The sequence below is a fragment of the Streptomyces venezuelae ATCC 10712 genome, assembly GCF_008639165.1.
In the GTDB taxonomy this organism is placed as follows: Bacteria; Actinomycetota; Actinomycetes; order Streptomycetales; family Streptomycetaceae; genus Streptomyces; species Streptomyces venezuelae.
The window spans coordinates 7,576,735-7,593,792 of the sequence record NZ_CP029197.1; the positions used below are offsets into that span (position 1 = coordinate 7,576,735).

The following is a 17,058-nucleotide window of genomic DNA, read 5'->3' on the forward strand; positions in this document are numbered from 1 at the left end:
TAGGAATCACCATGACCCTCACACTGATGTCACGCGCGCCCGAACGGGCGCCCCGGCAGACGCCCGACCCGGCCCCGTCCCCCTCCCGCTCGGGGTGGCTGGTCCAGATGCTCTCCGAGGTGCCGGACACGAACGACCGGAACCACGTCTACCTCGGCGTCCATGTCCGCGGGGCCGTCAGCGTCGTCCATGAGCGCGCCGAAGCCCTGCTGGAGCCGGGCGACCTGGTCTTCTGCGACCCGGCCCGACGGCACCTGCTGCGGTTCGGCGAGGACTGCCGGATGATCTTCTTCCGGGTGCCCCGCTGCTACCTGGGCGTCTCGGAACCGGAACTGCACCGGGTGCTCGGCGTCCCCGTACGCGGCGGGGAGGGCCTCGGGGCGCTGGCCTCCGAATTCCTGACCGCGCTCGCCGCCGAGGCGGAGCTCCGCCGGTCCACGATCGGGGACCGGCGTGCCCGCACGGCCGTCCACCTCCTCTCCGTCCTGGTCATGGAGCTCCTCGACGCGGACACGACGGACGCCGCCGACGACGCCTCCGGAGCGGGCAACGAGATGCTGTCCCGTATCCACGCCCACATCGAAGAACACCTGAGGGACCCGGACCTCTCACCGGAGTCGATCGCACGTGCCCACCACATCTCCGTGCGGTACCTGCAGAAGCTGTTCCAGAGCGACGGCACGACGGTGAGCCAGTGGGTGCGGCAGCGCAGGCTCGAGTCCTGCCGCTTCGAGCTGGGCCGCTCCACCCGGCGGATCACGATGGCCGCGATGGCACACCGCTGGGGCTTCAGCAGTCCCTCGCACTTCAGCCGTACGTTCCGCGGGGCCTACGGCATGAGCCCCAGCGAATGGCAGGCGCTGGCGACCTCGGCCTTCGCGCCGATGACCGACGCCACCGACGACACCGCCGACACCCAGGACGGGCGAAGACGCTGAGACGCGTGCGCGCCGTCATGCCCCCCACCGAGAAGAGAACTCGCATGCCCCACCCCACCGTCGTCCTCGTGCACGGTGCCTTCGCCGACGCGACCGGCTGGATAGGCGTCATCGCGGAACTGCGGAGCAGCGGCATCCCGGTGATCGCCCCGTCGAACCCGCTCCGGGGCCTGGCATCGGACGCCGCCTACCTCGTCTCCGTCCTGACGCAGGTCGACGGTCCGGCCGTACTCGTCGGCCACGCGTACGGTGGTGCGCTGATCACCGTGGCGGGCGCCGCGGAGAACGTCGTGGGGCTCGTCTACGTCGCCGCCTACGTGCCCGCCGAGGGCGAGAGCCTCGGTCGGCTCCAGGGAAGCTTCCCCGACCCTCCGCTGACGGGCAACCTGAAGGAGTGGACCTACCCGCTCCACGACGGCGCCCACGCGGTCGAGGTCACCATCGAGGAGACGGCCTTTCCCGCCGTCTTCGCGGCGGACGTGCCCGAGGACGTCGCCGGCGCCCTGGCGGCGGCCCAACGCCCTCTCGCCGCGGCCGCGTTCACCGATACCGCCGCCGTGGCGGCATGGCGGACGAAACCGTCCTGGGCCTTGGTCGCCGGGGCCGACCGCACCATCAGCCCCGAGGCCCAGCGCTTCGGCGCCGCACGCGCCGGAGCCGTCGTCGTCGAACTCCCGGACGCCTCCCACGCCGTCGCCCTCTCCGAACCCACACACGTCGCCGACCTGATCAGGACGGCTGTGCGGGCGACGAGCTGACCGAAAAGGGAGGTCGTGTCACCCCCCTTGATCTCCCTCCGGACCCGTCTACCCGAGGTCACCGAGACGGAGGGCCTCGTCGATCTCGCTGAGCTTCTCGGAGGACAGGACGGCCGCCCGCTCGATCAGGTCGTCCCGGGACACCGTGGTCACCCACGTGCACGGGGTGAAGCCCGGTCTCGGGAGCGCGAGCCGCAGCACGCCCTCGAACGGCAGTCCTTCACCGGCGCCGAGCGGCACTTCGACGCCCAGACCGCTGATGTCGACGCCCGCCGGGGCGACGACCTGCATCACCTCGAACCCGGAGGTCTCGTCTCCCGACAGCAGTACGACCAGCCTCCGCTCGTCGAACTGGACCCACCAGACTTCACCACGTCGCACACGTCCTCCAGATACACGGCCGCAGGGCTCGGGGCCGGCACGCCCGGCTCAGCCGTCCGATCGGCCGGCGATGTCCGCGGCCAGCGCCGCGTAGATGTACTCGCTGCCCCAGCGATCCCCGTCGAGGTCGTTCTCGATCAGGTGCGCCTCCCGGCGCATTCCGAGGCGCTCGCAGACCCGCACGGAGCCGGTGTTCTCCACGTCCAGCCGTGCGTAGAGCCGGTGCACGCCCAGCGTGTCGAAGGCGAACGCGGCCAGCGCCGCGGCCGCCTCCGTCGCGTAGCCATGCCCCTGGTGACGTGGGTCGAGAGTCCAGCCGATCTCGGCCTGGGCGGCGCGGGCATCGGCCAGGGCGAGGCTCACCTCGCCGAGGACGCCGGGTTCATCGCGTCGGCAGACGGCGAGCGCGAGCTTGTCCCCGTCGGCGCGCCAGGCCGACTGCGCCGCGCGCTCGGCGGCGACCTGCTCGCTGCGCTCCCGCGTGTGCGCCGGCCGGTACAAGTAGCGCGCCACGCTCGGCAGGCCCTGATAGGCGTACAGGTCGTCGGCGTCGCCGGGCGTGAACAGACGCAGCGACAACCGGGCCGTGGTCAACGGCAGCAGCGGGGCGACGTCCACGCGGACCTCCGGGATGCGGATGTGGATCACGATGCGGACTGATCTTCGCACCACGACCGCCCGGAAGCCACGCCTTTACGCCGTGGGAGACCGCTCCCCACCACGTGACCCCGGCCGCGGGAAAAAAATGACTCGAACAGTCGTCGCCTCGACATCTAGGGTCTGCGGCGTGGCAACGAAACTCAATCAGATCATCGCAGTGGAGAAGGGCGTCAAGTCCCGGGCGCACCAGGACCTGACGGCGGCTCATCACGGGCTGCAGAAGCCCGCGTTGCTCGCCGGCATCTCCCGCACCTACCAGCCGAAGGACGAGGAGGGCGAGCAGCTTCCGCCCGAGTCCACGCTGGTGCAGGTGAAGGCCGAGGACGTGCTGCGCGACACCGCGCGGGCGTTGACCCGGCTGTTCGATGTGACGGCCACCAAGGACTGGGCCAACTGCGAGGCACGCGCCGACATCACGGTCGACGGGCGCGTGCTCGTGGAGCGGGTGCCCGTGGCGTACCTCCTGTTCCTGGAGAAGCAGCTCACGGACATCAACACCTTCGTGCGCAAGCTCCCGGTGCTGGACGCCGCCGAGTCGTGGACGCAGGACCCGTCGACGGACGCGTGGAAGACCGAGGTCGTACGGACGGTCCGGACGAAGAAGGTGCCGCGCAACCACGTGAAGGCGGAGGCGACGGACAAGCACCCGGCCCAGGTCGAGGTGTACTACGAGGACGTGCCGGTCGGTTACTGGACCACCGTGAAGTTCTCCGGTGCGCTGCCGGCCCGGCGGGTCAACGAACTGCTGGAGCGGGTGGAGAAGCTCCAGCAGGCGGTGAAGTTCGCCCGTGAGGAGGCGAACAGCGCCGAGGTCACCGACCAGCGGGTCGGCGACGCCGTCTTCGGCTACCTCTTCGGGTAGCCGGGACACCACAGACTCCCCGGCCGCAGAACGCGGCCGGGGTGCGCGAGGAGCGCAAAGCTGAAGCTGAGCCTTGTCGTGACATCCGCGGTTCCAGTGGAGGTTCGAGTCCTCCTCCCGGCACTTCGCGCCGGGATGGCCCAACCAGGCAGAGGCAGACCGCGGTCAATCTCAGACTATTGCTCCAGACTCAGCATCCGCCGCTCATCGCCGGATCGACCGGGCCCGGGCCCTGGTGCGTCGAAATGCCAGTTCGAATCTGGTCCGCCGAGCTCGATCGGCGGTGGTCCAAAGGCAGGACGCGACGCAATGACGAATGACCCGGGTCCTCAAGTGTGCCGGCGTGTGATGTGAGTGGCATCGACAGGGTCCGGGGGCAGGCTACGCCCTCGGACCCGCTCCGTTTCCGGGGTCCGGCGGTTTCAGGACGTGCCGCGCTCGGTCTCCTCGCGTGCCCGTCGGGCGCTCTCGTGCACCCTTTCGATGCCCTCGCGGGCCTTGGCGGCCATCTGGTCGGTCTTTCCCTCCGCCTCCAGACGCGTGTCCCCGGTCGCCTTGCCCGCGACCTCCTTGATCTTGCCCTTGCCCTTCTGTGCGCCGCTCTTGCGCATGATCGGGTTCCTCTCGTGTCGTTCAGCCCGCCCGGCCCTCAAGGGTGCGGACGACCGCCCCGGAGAACGCCTCCAGGTCGTCAGGCTTGCGGGAGGTGATCAGCGGGTGGCCGCCCGTCGTGTCCACGACGACCTCGCGGTCCACCCAACGGGCTCCCGCGTTCTCGAGGTCCGGGCGGAGCGAGGGGTAGGAGGTGAGCTCACGGCCACGCGCGAGACCGGTGTCCACGAGCAGCCACGGGCCGTGGCAGATCGCCGCCACCGGCTTGCCCGCGTCGGCGAACGCGGACAGCAGACGCCGGGCGTCCCCGTCCGTGCGCAGCGTGTCGGCGTTCACGGTGCCGCCCGGGACGACCACGGCGTCGTACTCCTCCGCGGCGGCATCGGACAGGGTCGTGTCCGGTTCGACGGCCTCCCCGGGCCGCCGGTCCGAGACCAGCGTCTCGACGGGCTCGCGCTTCTGCGCGGCCACCGTGACGCGGGCTCCGGCCTCGCGCAGTACCTCCACCGGCTTGTTCAGCTCGTCCTGCTCGGTCCCGTAGTTCGTGGTGAGCACGAGGACGCTGATTCCGTCGAGTGTCACGTCGGGTCGCTCCTTCCGGGGGCGTGTCGTTCAGGAGAGGGCCCCGGCGGGCCCTGGGGCGGGCGGCGCGGCCGCCCATCGTTTGTGTGCGGCGGGCTGGCGCACGATCCGCAGGCGATGGCGGGCCACCGCGAGCTCGCGGCCCTCGCCGTCGGTGAAGCGGCCGGTCAGCTCGTAGATCCCGCGGTGCGCCCGTCCCACCGGAAGACGTTCCGGGGACAGCCGCACCTCGTACGGACCACCGGTCCTGAAACCGCCGAGGACCGTCCGGGTGGCCGCGAGCACCCTGCCCTCGCGGGCGCGGATGTCCTCGAAGACCAGCGAGTCGATCTCCCGGCTCAGCCGGAAGGTCAGCCCGATGCTGAGCACGGCGCCCTCCGGGAGTACCGGCGTCTCCGGCGGGTCCCCGCCCCGCAGGGCCACGTGGAGGGGCTCCGGCTCGGCCGCGTACAGGGAGATGTCGAGCAGCTCGAAGTCCTTCACGACGGTCACCGCCTTCGACGAGGGGCCCGCGCCTCTCTTCGCCGTGCGACTGCCCCTGCCGGCGTGGAACATGCGCGGCATGTCGTCCGCACCGGTGAAGGGATGGAACGCCCCGGCCGGGGTAGTCGGCCCGGCAGGCGAGGCACCGCACGGCACGAGCCCGCGGGCCTGCCGGAACGCGAGGGGAGGCGAGGGACGTGGAGATCCTCACCATGGGTGTCGAGGAGGAGTTCGTCCTCGTGGACCGGAGCAGCCGCGCCCCCGTCGACCGGGCTCCCGAGGTGATCGCCACGGCCACCCACGACCTGGGCGAGCAGGTGCAGACGGAGTTCTTCAACGCCCAGGTCGAGACCGTCTCCCGGCCCACCGCGTCGACGGGACGGCTGCGCGACGAACTCGTCCGGATGCGCGGTGTGATCGCCGCGGCCGCGGAGCCCGAGCAGTGCCTGCCGGTCGCCGTCGGCACCCCCGTGGTCCCGCCCGAGCGGCCGCTGACCGTCACCGACACCGAGCGCTACCGGCGCATGGCGGACCAGTACGCCTCGCACTTCAGCACGGTCGACGGCGCGGTCTGCGGCTGTCACGTCCACGTGGGCACCCTCGACCGGGAGAGCGCGCTCGCCCTCTCCCGCCGGATGGCGCCCTGGCTACCGGTCCTTCAGGCGGTCACCACCAACTCGCCCTTCGCACGGCGGCGCGACACCGGATTCGAGAGCTGGCGGTCGGTCGAGCACGCGAGGTGGCCCACCGTGGGCCCCGCGCCCGACCTGGACGAGCCCCGGTACCTGGCGCACGTGGCCGAGTTGGTGCGGACGGGGACGCTGCTGGACCGGCGGATGGTCTACTGGCACGCCCGGCCCTCGGAGCACGTGCCCACCCTGGAGATCCGGGTCGCCGACGCCAACGCCGACGTCGACACGGTCGTCATGCTCGCCGCGCTCGTCCGCGGCCTCGCCGCGACGTTCCTGACCGAGGTGCGCGAGAACCGGCCGGTACCGCGGGTGCCGCTGCGGCGGCTGCTGCTGGCCCATGAGCTCGCGGCGCGCCAGGGCCTCGCCGGCTTCGGTGTCGATCCGTGCACGGGACGTGAGCGACCCGCCGTCGAACTCGTCGACCGGCTCGTCGCGCGGGCCCGGCCGGGCCTGGACCTCACGGGCGACACCGAGCACGTCCTGCGCCAGTGGCGGCGGATCCGCGCCGACGGGGCCGGGGCGGCGCGGCAGCGCGCCACGTTCCGCCGGCACGGACGGTTCACGGACGTCGTCGACGCCCTGGCCCACCGGACGCTGGCGTCCTGACCCACCGGCCCCGGCCCCCTGCCGGGACGGCGGCTCACCCCTCCGTGGGTGAGCCGCCCTCCCGGGCCTGAGGCCCGTCAGACTCCGCGCCGCTCGCCCTGCCCGCCCCCCTGGCCCGCCGCCGTATGGCGAGCATGCCGAGGCGCATGAGGCAGACCGCCGTGACCACCCACACCGCCGAGAAGAGCCAGAGGGGCACGGTGGACGTGGAGGCGACGGCCAGGACGAACAGGGCCACGCAGGCGGCGCCGAGGCCGGCGGCGCACCAGCCGAGGCGGTGCCGCCCCACCACGCCCCACGCGCCGCCCGCCCCCGCGTGGGCGTGCCCGAAGGTGTGCAGCTTGCGGCTGAGCGATTCATCGCTCCGAAGGCCGGCCTCGATGCCTTCGAGGAGCTTCCGTTCCTGGTGGGTGAGCTTGGGATCGTGCATCACGAGCTCCCGTCAAGCGTCGAGCGGTCCGGTCACCGTTCACGTCACGCCCAGGGCCGTCCGGAGACGGTCCCGGTGTGCCGCGAGCCATGTGTCGAAGTCCTGGAGGGCGGGGTTGAGGACCGGGACGGCGTCGCTGTCCCGGGCTTCGGTGAAGTGCTGCTCGCAGTCCGTGCAGTACTGGAACATGCTTCCCGACTCGTCGGCGCCCGGGAATCCCCGTGCACGCCATTCGTCCGGAGTGCGGGGCCGGGGGCGCACCGAACACCGTGATCATCTTCCTTGCGCGGTCATGACTCGGTCCGCCTCACTGCCGCCGTGCCGGGTCCGGGGAACCCTGGTCCCTCATCAGCATTTTCCCGCTGACGGCGCCCGCATGCGACAGGCTGTCGAAGCCGTGGCAGGCACCGGGCCAGACGTGCAGTTCGGCCCGGCGGTCACCGGCCGGCATGACGGGGGTCGGCTGCGTAGTCGGGCAGGGTCACGGTGCTGCTGACTTTCTCGCCCAGTTTGAGCATGCCGTTCAGGAGGAGGCGCCGGGACAGCAAGGTGTTGCGGAGACGGATGCCGGTGGCGGTGGCGGGGGCGAGGAACTTTCCGGTGCGGTCGCCGCCCGCCTGGCAGTTCTCGGCGTACGTGCGGAGCCTGCTCTCGTAGCGGGCGAAGGCGGTCCTGTGATCGCCCCGGGCTCGGGCGAGTTCGCCGGCGAGGACGTATGCGGCGACGATCGCGCTTCCCGTGCCCATGCCGCCGATGGTGGCCCCGCAGGCGGCGTCGCCGACGAGGCACACGCGCCCGGTGGACCAGGTGGCCACGTCGGCCCGGCTGATCGAGTCGAAGTACAGGTCGGGGGCCTCGCGCAGCGAGCGGAGCAGGCGGGGCACCTCCCAGCCGAGTCCGGAGAACGCGTCGGAGATCAGACGCTTCTGCTGTTCGGGGTCGTGGCGGTCGTAGGACAGCCTCGGTGCCGCGAAGACGAAGAACGCCCCTGCCCGCGCAGGGTCCCGGTGGTCGGCGCCGACGGAGGCGAGCCGCCCCGGCGCGTTGTACCCGACCGACCCCTTCCCCACCCCCAGCTCGTTGGGCAACTGCCAGGTGGCGGCGTAGTAGCCGAGGTGGCTCACGTAGTCCTCCTCCGGTCCGAAGGCGAGGCGCCGGACGTTGGAGTGCAGCCCGTCCGCACCGATGACGAGGCCGAAGTCGCGCGAGATCCCACTGCGGAACGTGACCCGCACGCCGTCGGAGGTCTCGGTGAGATCGACGATCGAGTCGCCGAAGACGTACTCGGTACGGGGGAGGCTGAGCTCGTGGAGCGCCCGGGCCAGATCGCCGCGCAGCACTTCTATCTCACCGCCGGCGAACTCGGCCGGCAGGTCCAGGAGCGTGCGGCCGCGTTCGTCGACGAAGCGCATCGGGCTGCCACCGGTCTGTATGCGGCGGAGGCCGGGGAGCAGGCCCATGCGTTCCAGCACGGTCAGATGCGCTTCGCCGCGGAAGTCGACGGCCTGACCGCCCTGGCGCAGGGCCGGGGCCAGTTCGACGACGGTGGGCTGGAAGCCGTGGCGTCCCAGCCAGTAGGCCAGCGCCGGGCCGGCGATGCTCGCGCCGGAGATGAGGACGTTCCTGTTCACGTGGTTCCCTCCACTCGATAACTGTGTCCCGTGGACACTGAATTACTGTGTACCCTAGACACAGTTGATGGGGCAAGGTCGAAACAGGAGGGGTGGCGGACATGGGTGGCGAACACGCCGAGGTGGTGCGGCTGCTCTGGGGCCCGCACCCGAAGCCTTCGAGAGGTCCCAGGCCGACACTCGACCTGGACCGCATCGCGCGGGCCGCGATCGAGATCGCCGACTCGGAGGGGTTGACCGATGTGTCCATGCAGGGGGTCGCCGCGCGACTGGGCGTGACCAAGATGGCGCTCTACCGGTACGTGCCGGGCAAGGCCGAGCTGGTCGCCCTCATGGTGGACGCCGCGATCGGCCCCTACCCGGCGGCGAAGCCGCACGGCGGTGGCTGGCGTGAGCAGCTGGAGGAGTGGGCCCGCGAACTGTTCGACGTCTTTCGTCAGCACCCCTGGGCGTTGGACGCCACGGTCGGCCCACGGATCATGGGCCCCGGAGAGCTGTCCTGGATGGAGCGCGCCGTGTCCGCCCTGGACGGCACACGGCTGAGCGGTGCCGAGCGGATGGATGCGGCGGTCCTGCTCGTCGGGCATGCGCGCGGCATCGCCCAGCAGACCCGGGCGGTCGGCCCCGCGGACGATCCCGAGGCCCAACTGGGCGCCGCCCTCGGCGATCTGATGCGGACGCACGGTGCGCGGTTCCCCGCGCTCGCCGAGGCCCTCGCTTCAGCGGCCCGGTCCGGCGGGCAGGATCAGGCATGGGACTTCGGCCTGCAGCGCATCCTGGACGGGTTGGCCGCACTCATCGATCAGCGCGCGGGCTGACCGCGGCAAGGATCGGAGTCGGGCGGGCCATCCGGACGCTGCCGTCCCCCGGGCCCGTACCGGCGCCGGGGGGCTACGCGTTCGCCCCGCCCTCCAGATGGCGCAGGGCCTCGGCGGCGCGTTCCGCGGCACGGTGGGCCGTGCGGAGGGCGCGTTCCGCGCTCGTCACCGCGGAACCGGCGGCCGTGGCGGCCGCCTCGGTGTCCCGCTCGGCCTGCCGGGCCTCCCGCAGCTCGTGCTCCAGGCCGCGGACCCGCTCGGCCGCCTCCTCGGCCCGCGTCGACGCGGCCCGCCGGGCGTCCTGGGCCTCGGCGAGCGCCCGCTCGCGCCGTTCGACCTCCGCGTCGGCGTCGGCCGCCGCGGCCCGCACCCGGTCGAGGTCCCGGGGCCGCCGCGCCTCCGCGTCGCCGCCCCGGGACGGGGGCGGCGCGGTCCGCGCCGCGCGGGCGGGGACCGTCTCCGGGGTGACGGCGGCGAAGCCGACCACGGCCTCGGGCACCTTCACCAGCCGGCCCCGCGACCACTGCCCGGCGACCTCCTCGTCGGCGAGGACGGCGTGCAGGGTCTGCTCGACCTCGTGCAGCACCGTGTCGCTCACCGGCTGCCCCGCCTCGTCGGCCAGGGTGGCGGCCGTACGGGCGAGCGCGGTGACGAGCTGTCGCCGCCGACCGCTCGCCGCCCGCAGCTGCTCGGCGTCCAGCGTCCGGTGGGCCTCCCGCAGCGTCCGGCCCAGGGCGAGGAACTGCTCGGCCTCCCGCTGTCTCTGACGGGCCAGCAGGTTCGCCGCCCACGCGGCCAGCGAGGGCTTGCGCAGCGCGGCGATCGCCTTCGCCGCCTTCGCGTCCTTCGCCCGGCGCGCCGCGGCGACGCGCGCGTCCCGCGCCGGCACGAACTCGGCCGGCCTCAGCCCGTACAGCTCATCGGAGATCTGCTCGACGTCCACGTCGTCCACTCTGCGCCGTCCGCGCCCGGCGGCGGGCGCGCGACCGCCGGGCCTCCACCGGATGCCCGGGGCGATCACCCGCCCGGCCGTGGCCCTCAGCTGCCGACGGCCGCCTCCGCGGTCTCCTTCGGAGCCCGGCGGAGGGCGCGGACGGCGGGGACGCACAGCATGACGCCGATGCACACGACGCCCATGACCGAGGAGAAGAGCAGCACCCGGTCGGCGCCGTACGCGTCCGCCGCGGGGCCTGCCAGGGCCCGGCCTACCGGGATCACCATGATGGACCCCGCCACGTCGTAGGCCGAGACCCGGCTCAGGACGGCCAGCGGGATGTGCGACTGCACGCTGGTCGCCCACATGACTCCCCAGAAGGCGAACCCGCAGCCCGCCACGACCCCGGTCAGGGCCGTCACGGTGAAGGACCAACCGAGCGCGGGCGCGAGCGGGTTGAGGGTGAAGAAGAACATCGCGCACGCCCCCGCGACCAGCGGCCGCCGGGGCCGGACCCGCATCCCGAGCAGGCCGCCCACGATCGTCCCGGCGCCGTCGGCCGAGGCGATCCACCCGTAACCGCTGGCCCCGTGCTGCTCGGTGAGCAGCGCCGCGCCCAGCGGCAGCGCCGGACCGAAGACGAAGAGGCCGTACACCGCCCAGACGGCGATGACCCCCCACAGCCAGGAGCGGGCCCTGAACTCGTGCCAGCCGGTGGCCAGTCGGTGCCACATCGGGTCGTCGCTCTCGTCCCGCGCCGTGCCGAGCCTGCGCAGCGGCGCCAGGCCGAGGGCACTGAGCGCGTACGCCGCGGCGATGACCACGAAGGACCCCGCCACGTCCCAGTAGGCCACGAGGAGACCCGCGAGGCCGGGTCCGAGCAGGGTGCAGATCGCCTCGGAGATCCGCAGCAGCGCGTTCGCCCGCTGGATGTCCTCGGCGACCTGCGGGACCAGGCTCGCGAGACCCGGCTGGAACATGGCGGTCGCGGCCCCGCTGAGCGCAAGGAGCGCCATGACCTGCCAGAGCCGTACCTCGGAGCCGACCAGCAGCGCCGCGAGCGCGAGCATGGCCGCCATGCGGACCACGTCGGCGCCGACCATCATCACCTGCGGGGTGAACTTGTCGGCGAACACCCCGCCGAACAGCACGAGCAGGACGATCGGCGCCATCCAGGCGGCGAGCGCGTAGCCCACGCCGCCCGCCCCGTACCCCGCGCCGAGCACGGCGGTCGTGAGCGACACCATCAGCATGCCGTCGGCCAGCAGCGAGGTGCTGCGGGCGGTGAAGAACAGCCGGAAGCGACTCGACCGCCACGGGCTGGGCGGGGGGCTCTGCTCCCGCCGCGCGGTTATCTCATCCATCGTCATGTCACATCCGCCGGTCCCGGCCGGTCCCTTCGCTGAGAATCTGTTGCCGGAGCCAGCCGCTCCCGCTCGGGTCCGGCTCCGCCGGCGGGTCCTGGACGATCACGTACCGGCGCGGGGCCAGTACGCCGGGGCGGCCGGGGAGCGCCTCCATGAGCGCGGTGTGGGCCTGTTCCGGGGTGAGGGGCGTGTCGCCGGCGGCGATGTACGCCGTCAGGGCGGCCTCCTCGTCACCGCCGGGGCCTGCGGCCTCCGCGGTGACGTGCACGGTCGCCTCCGCCAGGGCCTCGTGCACCCCGGTCAGCGCCTCGCCCAGGGCCTCCGCCACGAGGTGCGGCGAGGTCCAGCAGCCGTCCACCCGGCACCACTGAGGGCCGCGCTCGACGGGCCGGACCCCCGTCACCCCGGTCAGCGACCCGAGGAGTACGTCCGCCGTGCCGACCGCCTCCAGGAGCCGTACCAGACCGGCGAGGAAGCCCTCGGCCTCCTCCGGCTTGAACAGCGCGGGATCGGCCCACAGGCTGAGGTGGACCAGCGGTTCGATCGCGTACACGAAGGTCAGGACGCGGGTCGGCAGCACCTGGTCGGGGCCCCACGTCAGCTCCAGCTCCGGTGCGTCCGCGTCCGCCGCGGCGTCCGGGGCCACCGGGGCGACGGTGCCGGGGAGGGTGCTGACGTCGTTGAAGACGACGTCGCGGGCGAACTGGCTGCCGCGTTCGAACGTGGTCCGACCGATCATGTCCCAGAGGGCGACCGCGTCGAACTGGCTGTGCCGGTACGCGTTGAGGGCCGCGCCCCAGGCCTTGGCGAGCAGCGCGTCGAAGGTCGGGACCCGGACGTCGAGCGAGAGCAGCGCGTCCTGGGACAGGGTGTTCACCGAGCGGGCCAGCCGGGGGTGGTACCGGTTGGAGGTCGGCACGGCGGCCACGCAGGCGGACTGCCCCGCCCGGTGGGCGACGAGCGCGCACCAGGCGGTCAGCAGCACCGTGGGCGCCGGACTGCCGGTGCGCCGGGCCGCGAGCGCCAGGGCCCGCCCGGCGCGCGAGGACCGGAGGGTGAGCCGAGGCACGGACACCTCGGTGCCCTCCGCGCCCGGCTCCGCGAACATCGCCTGGGGACCGGTGCGGATGATCCGCTCCCAGTACCGCAGGGACGCCTCGGACTTGCGTCGCCCGGCGGGCGCCGCCTCCTCGGCGGCGAGGTCGAGGGGCGCGGCGCACGCGAGCGGCGGCAGCGTGCCGTCGGTGAGCAGGGCCCGCCACTCCTCCTTCAGGACCGCGAGCGCGCCGACGTCGGTCGCGGCGTGGCTCGCCGCCAGGGTCACGAAGACGGGTGCGCCGCGCAAGGTGACGAGGGTGATCCGGAGGGGGAAGTCCCGGTCCAGATGGAACCGTTCGTCACGGGCCCGGCGTGCCAACGACTCGGCGTACGCGGCGGGTTCGTCGGGCAGTTCCTCGTGGTCCAGGACGGTGACCGTGAAGTGTCCTTCGGGTGCGACGACTTGTTCGCGGGGCGCGCTGCCCGCCGTGTGGGGGAAGGTCGTCCGCAGACCCTCGTGGCGTACGGCGAGGGCGCGCAGGGCGTCGACCGCCGCCTCCGTCCGGGTTCCCTCGGGAACCGGCCACACGTCGTGGATGTTGATGTGCGCGGGCTCGTCGCGGAGCATGCAGCGGATCATGTTGGCCTGCCCCATGGTGACGGGGCCGCGGCGCGCCTCGCCCCCCGCGTACGCCACGGTGAGGGCGGTGGTACGGGGCCGGTGCCGGCTCGCGCGGGTCAGGGCCTCCCAGGCCTCGGTCAGGGCCGCGAAGTCCTCCATGTCCTGCCGGGCCTCCTCGATCAGCCGCTCGCGCCGGGCGGCGAGGGCGTCGGCGGCCGTGGCGTAGCGGCCGCCCAGGGTGCGGTACGCGCGGTCGAGCACGTCGAGCCGGCGGAGGTGCTCGGCGCGGTCCACGTGGGCGCCGTCCCGGGCGAACGCGGCGACGGCGGCGGCGCGGACGTGCCCCTCGGGGTCGAGCAGCGTGTCACCGGCCTCCTTCAGCCGGGCGTATACGGTGTCGAGGTGGGGAGAGGCGAGCAGGAACTTCGCGAACCGGATCTGATAGGCGAGGAACCCCTCGTCCGAACGCCGTTCTTCGGTATGGAAGTTGACGATGTGTCGGTTGTGCAGCACGCCGGGGAGGCCGGCGTCGTGGGCCAGGTGGAGGAGGAAGTAGTCGCTGCCGATGGTGTCGGTGGCGGGCGGCAGCGGGACCCGGCCGTAGACCTCGCGGTCGAGCGCGATGTTGCACATGTCGACGCGGGTCGGGCTGACGCTCGTGAGCGTGCTGCGGTCGGCGGTGAACGCGGCGGTGCCGGCGCCCCGGAAGGACTCCGCGATGAGGTTCCTGCGCCAGATCTCCGGGTAGCCGGCGGGGACCGACAGGCCGACGACGTCCTCGTAGACGGCGGGGTCGAGGCGGCGGATCTCCTCGACGTCCACGGACATCGCGCCGACGAAGGAGCCGCCGACGACGGCCACCGGCCGGTGGGCGAGGGCCGGGTCGAGCCTGCTCCGGGACACCGTGCCGGTGAGGTCGCCGGCCCGCCGGCCGAGGGCGGTCAGCTCGTGGTGGAGCGGGAAGACCGGTTCGCCGTCCAGGTACTGGTACCGGCTGTCCGAGTCCCGGCGGTGGACCGAGACGCAGCCCAGGGCCTCGGCGATGAGGAAGGCACGGTTGGTGCAGGCGCCGTAGGAGACCTGGGACGGCAGCATCAGGCCGAGCAGCCGCTCGGGCGCCGCCGCGCCGGACCGGTCGATCACGTCCCGGAGGAAGGCGCGCTGTTCGTCCTCGTCGAGGTGGTGCACGACGACGCCGGGGACGGGCGGCAGCGCGGCCGTCACCCGCCGGTGCTCCGCGAGCACGTCGGGCTCGGAGGAGTCCAGGACGAGGAGGTGCACCTCGGCGCCGAACCGGCGGGCGCCGTAGGCGGCTTCCTCGGCGACGGCGGTGAGGGTCGCGGCGCAGGCGCGGTTGGTGGGCAGGGTCAGGCAGACACGGCGCACGCCGGCTCCTCCGCTGCTGCCGTGTCCGACCACGAGGTGAGTCCGAGCAGCCGGCTGCCGAGCTCGTTCAGGGTGGCCGTGGGGTACCGCTTGGACTCGTGCAGGACGGGGTCGCCCACCAGCGTCCGGTTCCAGCGCGGGGTGCGCAGGTGGCGCCAGGATTCGACCCGGGAGCGCCGCAGCCGCTCGTGCTCCTCAAGGGCGGGCATCATCGACAGGTACTGGACGGCGCGCACCTGGTCCGTGGAGACGTTGCGGGCCACGCCGTGGGCGAGCAGGCCGTTCCAGATGAGCAGGTCGCCGGGGTGCAGGTCGGGGCGGACGACGGGGTACTCGGTCCGGTCCACGGCGGGGCGGAGGGGGTCGCGGTCGGCGGGCTGGCCGACCTTCCACTCCTCGAACCGCCGGAACAGCTCCGGGCAGCACTGGAAGCCGCCCGATTCGGGGCGGGTGTCGTTGAGCGCGATGATCCCCTGGACCCGCTGCGGCGGGACGCCGAGCGTGGTGTCGATGTCCCAGTGGAGCTCGATGTCGAAGCCCCGGTCGGTGGGTTCGATGAGGGCGCGGTCACGGTTGCGGATGTTGGGCGGGTTGAGGTTGAGGCGGTCCTGGGTGACCCAGAGCTCCTCGCAGTCCCACACGTCCACGAAGGCGTCGTAGACGCGCTGGGCCTGGCGGTTGTCCCACAGGAGCTGGTGGTGGTACGCCTCCACGAAGCCGTACACGTGCAGCTGCTGGTCGAGTTCGGAGCGGAACGGCCGGTCCTCGTACCAGCTTTCCGGATTCTCGGGATCGAGGCCCTGGAAGTCCCAGGTGAAGTCGAGGAGCCGGCGGGCGGCCTCCGCCGGGACCGCCTCCCGGACGACGACGTAGCCGTAGGTCTGCCAGTGGGCGAAGTCCTCCTCGGACAGCACCCGCAGCGGCCGTGACTTCTTCAGCTCCCGCAGGGTGGTCTGGGCCAGATAGGACTCGCCGTCCGCGCTGAAGTAGGGAAGGTCGGACGCGGCCCGGTGGAGTCGGGGCCGGCGGCGGGGAGCGGGTGTCGTCATGGGGTCCCTCCAGAAGGGGACGGCTGCGCCGTGGCGGGAGTGCGACGGCGCCACGTCGTTGAGCAGAATTGGTTTAGACCATAGTCGTTGTCAAGTGTCGTCTCAATATGCGGAGTTGTGTCGAACCGGAGAACTTCACGCCACTTCGACACGCCCGTCGGCCCGTCAGCTTTGGTCTAGACAACAGCCGTGCGGCTCGCCTAGTGTCCCCGACTGTTCGTCCACGCCCACAGGGAGCGGTATCCATGAGCACACCCAGCACCACGGCCCTGCCGGACGGTGGCCTGAAGAGCCCGGGCGCGGGCCTGATCACCCTGGACCCGGTCAGGACCGCCCTCCTGCGTGGACTTGACGAACTCCTGACGGGTCTCGCCGCACGGCTCTCCGCGCCCGAGGTCCTCGGCCCGCCGCTGCTGTCCGTGGAGGGGCTCGCCCGGCTCGACTTCTTCCGCAACTTCCCCCATCTCGGCGTCTCCGCAGGGCGGTTCGCCCCCGACGCGCTCGACGCCCTCGCCGCCGGCGAGACACCCGCCGAGCGGCAACTCACCCCCACCGGCCACCTGCTGCCCTCCGCCACCTGCTACGGACTGCTGCTCTCCCTGGAGGGCCGCGACGTCGGCGAGCAGGGCCTGCGCCTCTCCGCCTCCGGCCGCTGCTTCCGCAACGAGACCCACTACGACGGACTGCGCCGTCTCTGGGGCTTCCACATGCGCGAGGTCCTGTACCTGGGCACCAAGCAGGGCGCGGTCGAACACCTCGACCAGGGAGCCGAGTTCATCCTCGAAGCCGCCGGACGCCTCGGCCTGGACCTCACCCGGGCCGTGGCCGACGACCCGTTCTACGACAAGGGCGGCTCCCGCGCCCGGCTGATGGCCCTGGACCCCGTCAAGCACGAGTTCTGTGCCCCCGACGGCACGGCCATCGCCTCCGTCAACCGGCACCGCAACTTCTTCGGCGAACGCCTGGACATCCGCGCCGGCGCGGAAGGCCCCGCCTACAGCGCCTGCGTCGCGTTCGGCCTCGAACGCTGGGTCCACGCGATGATCCTCACCCACGGCAGCCCCGAGCAGGCCCTGGACCGCCTCCACGCCGCCCGCCCCTGAACCGGGCGGGACCCGCCCGGACCCCGGGCCCACGGCCTCCGTGGGCTCCCGGGCCGAGGAACGCCCGGCCCCCACCCGTACCCCCCTCCATGACCCCAGCACCTCC

General features: G+C 72.7%; 18 protein-coding genes and 2 pseudogenes. 7 read left to right on the plus strand and 13 right to left on the minus strand.

What is annotated here, in order from left to right; genetic code table 11:
• Window positions 1-11 precede the first annotated feature (11 nt).
• The gene (locus DEJ43_RS34625) at window positions 12-938 is read left to right on the plus strand and encodes a helix-turn-helix domain-containing protein (protein WP_202490852.1); all 927 of its coding nucleotides are present in this window, start codon (window positions 12-14) and stop codon (window positions 936-938) included.
• Window positions 939-982: 44 nt separating this feature from the next.
• On the plus strand, window positions 983-1,696 hold the full coding sequence (locus tag DEJ43_RS34630; protein WP_041663226.1) for an alpha/beta fold hydrolase: 714 nt from the start codon (window positions 983-985) through the stop codon (window positions 1,694-1,696).
• A gap of 48 nt (window positions 1,697-1,744) precedes the next feature.
• On the opposite strand, the gene DEJ43_RS34635 is transcribed toward DEJ43_RS34630, so the two are convergent.
• Together DEJ43_RS34635 and DEJ43_RS34640 are read right to left on the minus strand one after the other, a co-directional pair.
• Window positions 1,745-2,077, minus strand: a complete 333-nt coding sequence (locus DEJ43_RS34635) for a type II toxin-antitoxin system PemK/MazF family toxin (protein ID WP_015038110.1) — start codon at window positions 2,075-2,077, stop codon at window positions 1,745-1,747.
• Window positions 2,078-2,125: 48 nt separating this feature from the next.
• Window positions 2,126-2,695, minus strand: a complete 570-nt coding sequence (locus DEJ43_RS34640; protein ID WP_041664518.1) for a GNAT family N-acetyltransferase — start codon at window positions 2,693-2,695, stop codon at window positions 2,126-2,128.
• Window positions 2,696-2,822: 127 nt separating this feature from the next.
• On the opposite strand from DEJ43_RS34640, the gene DEJ43_RS34645 reads away from it, so the two are divergent.
• Both DEJ43_RS34645 and DEJ43_RS34650 read left to right on the plus strand, forming a co-directional pair.
• A complete protein-coding gene (locus DEJ43_RS34645; RefSeq protein WP_051025978.1) occupies window positions 2,823-3,599 on the plus strand; it encodes a DUF7873 family protein in 777 nt (258 codons plus the stop codon).
• 35 nt (window positions 3,600-3,634) lie between these two features.
• A pseudogene (locus DEJ43_RS34650) lies at window positions 3,635-3,722 on the plus strand.
• Between the two features lie 299 nt (window positions 3,723-4,021).
• On the opposite strand, the gene DEJ43_RS34660 reads toward DEJ43_RS34650, so the two are convergent.
• The 3 genes from DEJ43_RS34660 to DEJ43_RS34670 are packed head-to-tail and all read right to left on the minus strand — an operon-like array spanning window position 4,022 to window position 5,357.
• Complete coding sequence (locus tag DEJ43_RS34660) at window positions 4,022-4,210, minus strand: CsbD family protein (protein WP_015038113.1); 189 nt, start codon at window positions 4,208-4,210, stop codon at window positions 4,022-4,024.
• A 22-nt stretch (window positions 4,211-4,232) separates the two neighbouring features.
• Window positions 4,233-4,793 (minus strand): type 1 glutamine amidotransferase domain-containing protein, encoded by a 561-nt coding sequence (locus tag DEJ43_RS34665; protein WP_015038114.1) that lies wholly within the window; start codon window positions 4,791-4,793, stop codon window positions 4,233-4,235.
• Between the two features lie 30 nt (window positions 4,794-4,823).
• The gene (locus DEJ43_RS34670; protein WP_145953731.1) at window positions 4,824-5,357 is read right to left on the minus strand and encodes a hypothetical protein; all 534 of its coding nucleotides are present in this window, start codon (window positions 5,355-5,357) and stop codon (window positions 4,824-4,826) included.
• Window positions 5,358-5,473: 116 nt separating this feature from the next.
• On the opposite strand from DEJ43_RS34670, the gene DEJ43_RS34675 reads away from it, so the two are divergent.
• A complete protein-coding gene (locus DEJ43_RS34675) occupies window positions 5,474-6,574 on the plus strand; it encodes a carboxylate-amine ligase (RefSeq protein ID WP_015038116.1) in 1,101 nt (366 codons plus the stop codon).
• A gap of 34 nt (window positions 6,575-6,608) precedes the next feature.
• On the opposite strand, the gene DEJ43_RS34680 is transcribed toward DEJ43_RS34675, so the two are convergent.
• From DEJ43_RS34680 to DEJ43_RS34690, 3 genes are all read right to left on the minus strand, one after another.
• Window positions 6,609-7,004 (minus strand): hypothetical protein, encoded by a 396-nt coding sequence (locus DEJ43_RS34680; RefSeq protein WP_071892314.1) that lies wholly within the window; start codon window positions 7,002-7,004, stop codon window positions 6,609-6,611.
• 39 nt (window positions 7,005-7,043) lie between these two features.
• Window positions 7,044-7,193, minus strand: coding sequence for a hypothetical protein (locus DEJ43_RS34685; RefSeq protein ID WP_181399412.1), 150 nt, complete (start codon window positions 7,191-7,193; stop codon window positions 7,044-7,046).
• A 248-nt stretch (window positions 7,194-7,441) separates the two neighbouring features.
• On the minus strand, window positions 7,442-8,635 hold the full coding sequence (locus DEJ43_RS34690) for an FAD-dependent monooxygenase (RefSeq protein ID WP_015038118.1): 1,194 nt from the start codon (window positions 8,633-8,635) through the stop codon (window positions 7,442-7,444).
• A gap of 101 nt (window positions 8,636-8,736) precedes the next feature.
• On the opposite strand from DEJ43_RS34690, the gene DEJ43_RS34695 reads away from it, so the two are divergent.
• On the plus strand, window positions 8,737-9,453 hold the full coding sequence (locus DEJ43_RS34695; protein ID WP_015038119.1) for a TetR/AcrR family transcriptional regulator: 717 nt from the start codon (window positions 8,737-8,739) through the stop codon (window positions 9,451-9,453).
• 73 nt (window positions 9,454-9,526) lie between these two features.
• Here the strand turns inward: DEJ43_RS34695 and DEJ43_RS34700 are convergent, their stop codons facing one another.
• The 5 genes and pseudogenes from DEJ43_RS34700 to DEJ43_RS34715 form a co-directional block, all read right to left on the minus strand.
• The gene (locus DEJ43_RS34700) at window positions 9,527-10,396 is read right to left on the minus strand and encodes a hypothetical protein (protein WP_041664520.1); all 870 of its coding nucleotides are present in this window, start codon (window positions 10,394-10,396) and stop codon (window positions 9,527-9,529) included.
• 95 nt (window positions 10,397-10,491) lie between these two features.
• Window positions 10,492-11,757: an MFS transporter gene (locus DEJ43_RS34705; protein ID WP_015038121.1), complete on the minus strand. Its 1,266-nt coding sequence runs from the start codon at window positions 11,755-11,757 to the stop codon at window positions 10,492-10,494.
• 1 nt (window position 11,758) lies between these two features.
• Window positions 11,759-13,489: a condensation domain-containing protein gene (locus DEJ43_RS34710; RefSeq protein WP_233448104.1), complete on the minus strand. Its 1,731-nt coding sequence runs from the start codon at window positions 13,487-13,489 to the stop codon at window positions 11,759-11,761.
• Window positions 13,490-13,519: 30 nt separating this feature from the next.
• A pseudogene (locus DEJ43_RS38455) lies at window positions 13,520-14,800 on the minus strand (DUF6271 family protein); the annotation flags it as partial.
• Entirely contained in the window at window positions 14,782-15,849 is a 1,068-nt protein-coding gene (locus DEJ43_RS34715) for a phytanoyl-CoA dioxygenase family protein (protein ID WP_015038123.1), read from the minus strand. The pseudogene DEJ43_RS38455 and the gene DEJ43_RS34715, both read right to left, overlap by 19 nt.
• Before the next feature lie 245 nt (window positions 15,850-16,094).
• Here DEJ43_RS34715 and DEJ43_RS34720 point away from each other — a divergent pair, with 245 nt between their 5' ends.
• Entirely contained in the window at window positions 16,095-16,952 is an 858-nt protein-coding gene (locus tag DEJ43_RS34720) for a class-II aminoacyl-tRNA synthetase family protein (protein ID WP_015038124.1), read from the plus strand.
• Window positions 16,953-17,058 lie beyond the last annotated feature (106 nt).

Coding starts and splice junctions, on each gene's coding strand:
- DEJ43_RS34625 (WP_202490852.1), top strand. CDS start 12: ATGACCCTCACACTGATGTCACGCGCGCCCGAACGGGCGCCCCGGCAG.
- DEJ43_RS34630 (WP_041663226.1), top strand. CDS start 983: ATGCCCCACCCCACCGTCGTCCTCGTGCACGGTGCCTTCGCCGACGCG.
- DEJ43_RS34645 (WP_051025978.1), top strand. CDS start 2,823: ATGACTCGAACAGTCGTCGCCTCGACATCTAGGGTCTGCGGCGTGGCA.
- DEJ43_RS34660 (WP_015038113.1), bottom strand. CDS start 4,210: ATGCGCAAGAGCGGCGCACAGAAGGGCAAGGGCAAGATCAAGGAGGTC.
- DEJ43_RS34670 (WP_145953731.1), bottom strand. CDS start 5,357: ATGCCGCGCATGTTCCACGCCGGCAGGGGCAGTCGCACGGCGAAGAGA.
- DEJ43_RS34680 (WP_071892314.1), bottom strand. CDS start 7,004: ATGCACGATCCCAAGCTCACCCACCAGGAACGGAAGCTCCTCGAAGGC.
- DEJ43_RS34685 (WP_181399412.1), bottom strand. CDS start 7,193: ATGTTCCAGTACTGCACGGACTGCGAGCAGCACTTCACCGAAGCCCGG.
- DEJ43_RS34695 (WP_015038119.1), top strand. CDS start 8,737: ATGGGTGGCGAACACGCCGAGGTGGTGCGGCTGCTCTGGGGCCCGCAC.
- DEJ43_RS34705 (WP_015038121.1), bottom strand. CDS start 11,757: ATGACGATGGATGAGATAACCGCGCGGCGGGAGCAGAGCCCCCCGCCC.
- DEJ43_RS34715 (WP_015038123.1), bottom strand. CDS start 15,849: ATGACGACACCCGCTCCCCGCCGCCGGCCCCGACTCCACCGGGCCGCG.
- DEJ43_RS34720 (WP_015038124.1), top strand. CDS start 16,095: ATGAGCACACCCAGCACCACGGCCCTGCCGGACGGTGGCCTGAAGAGC.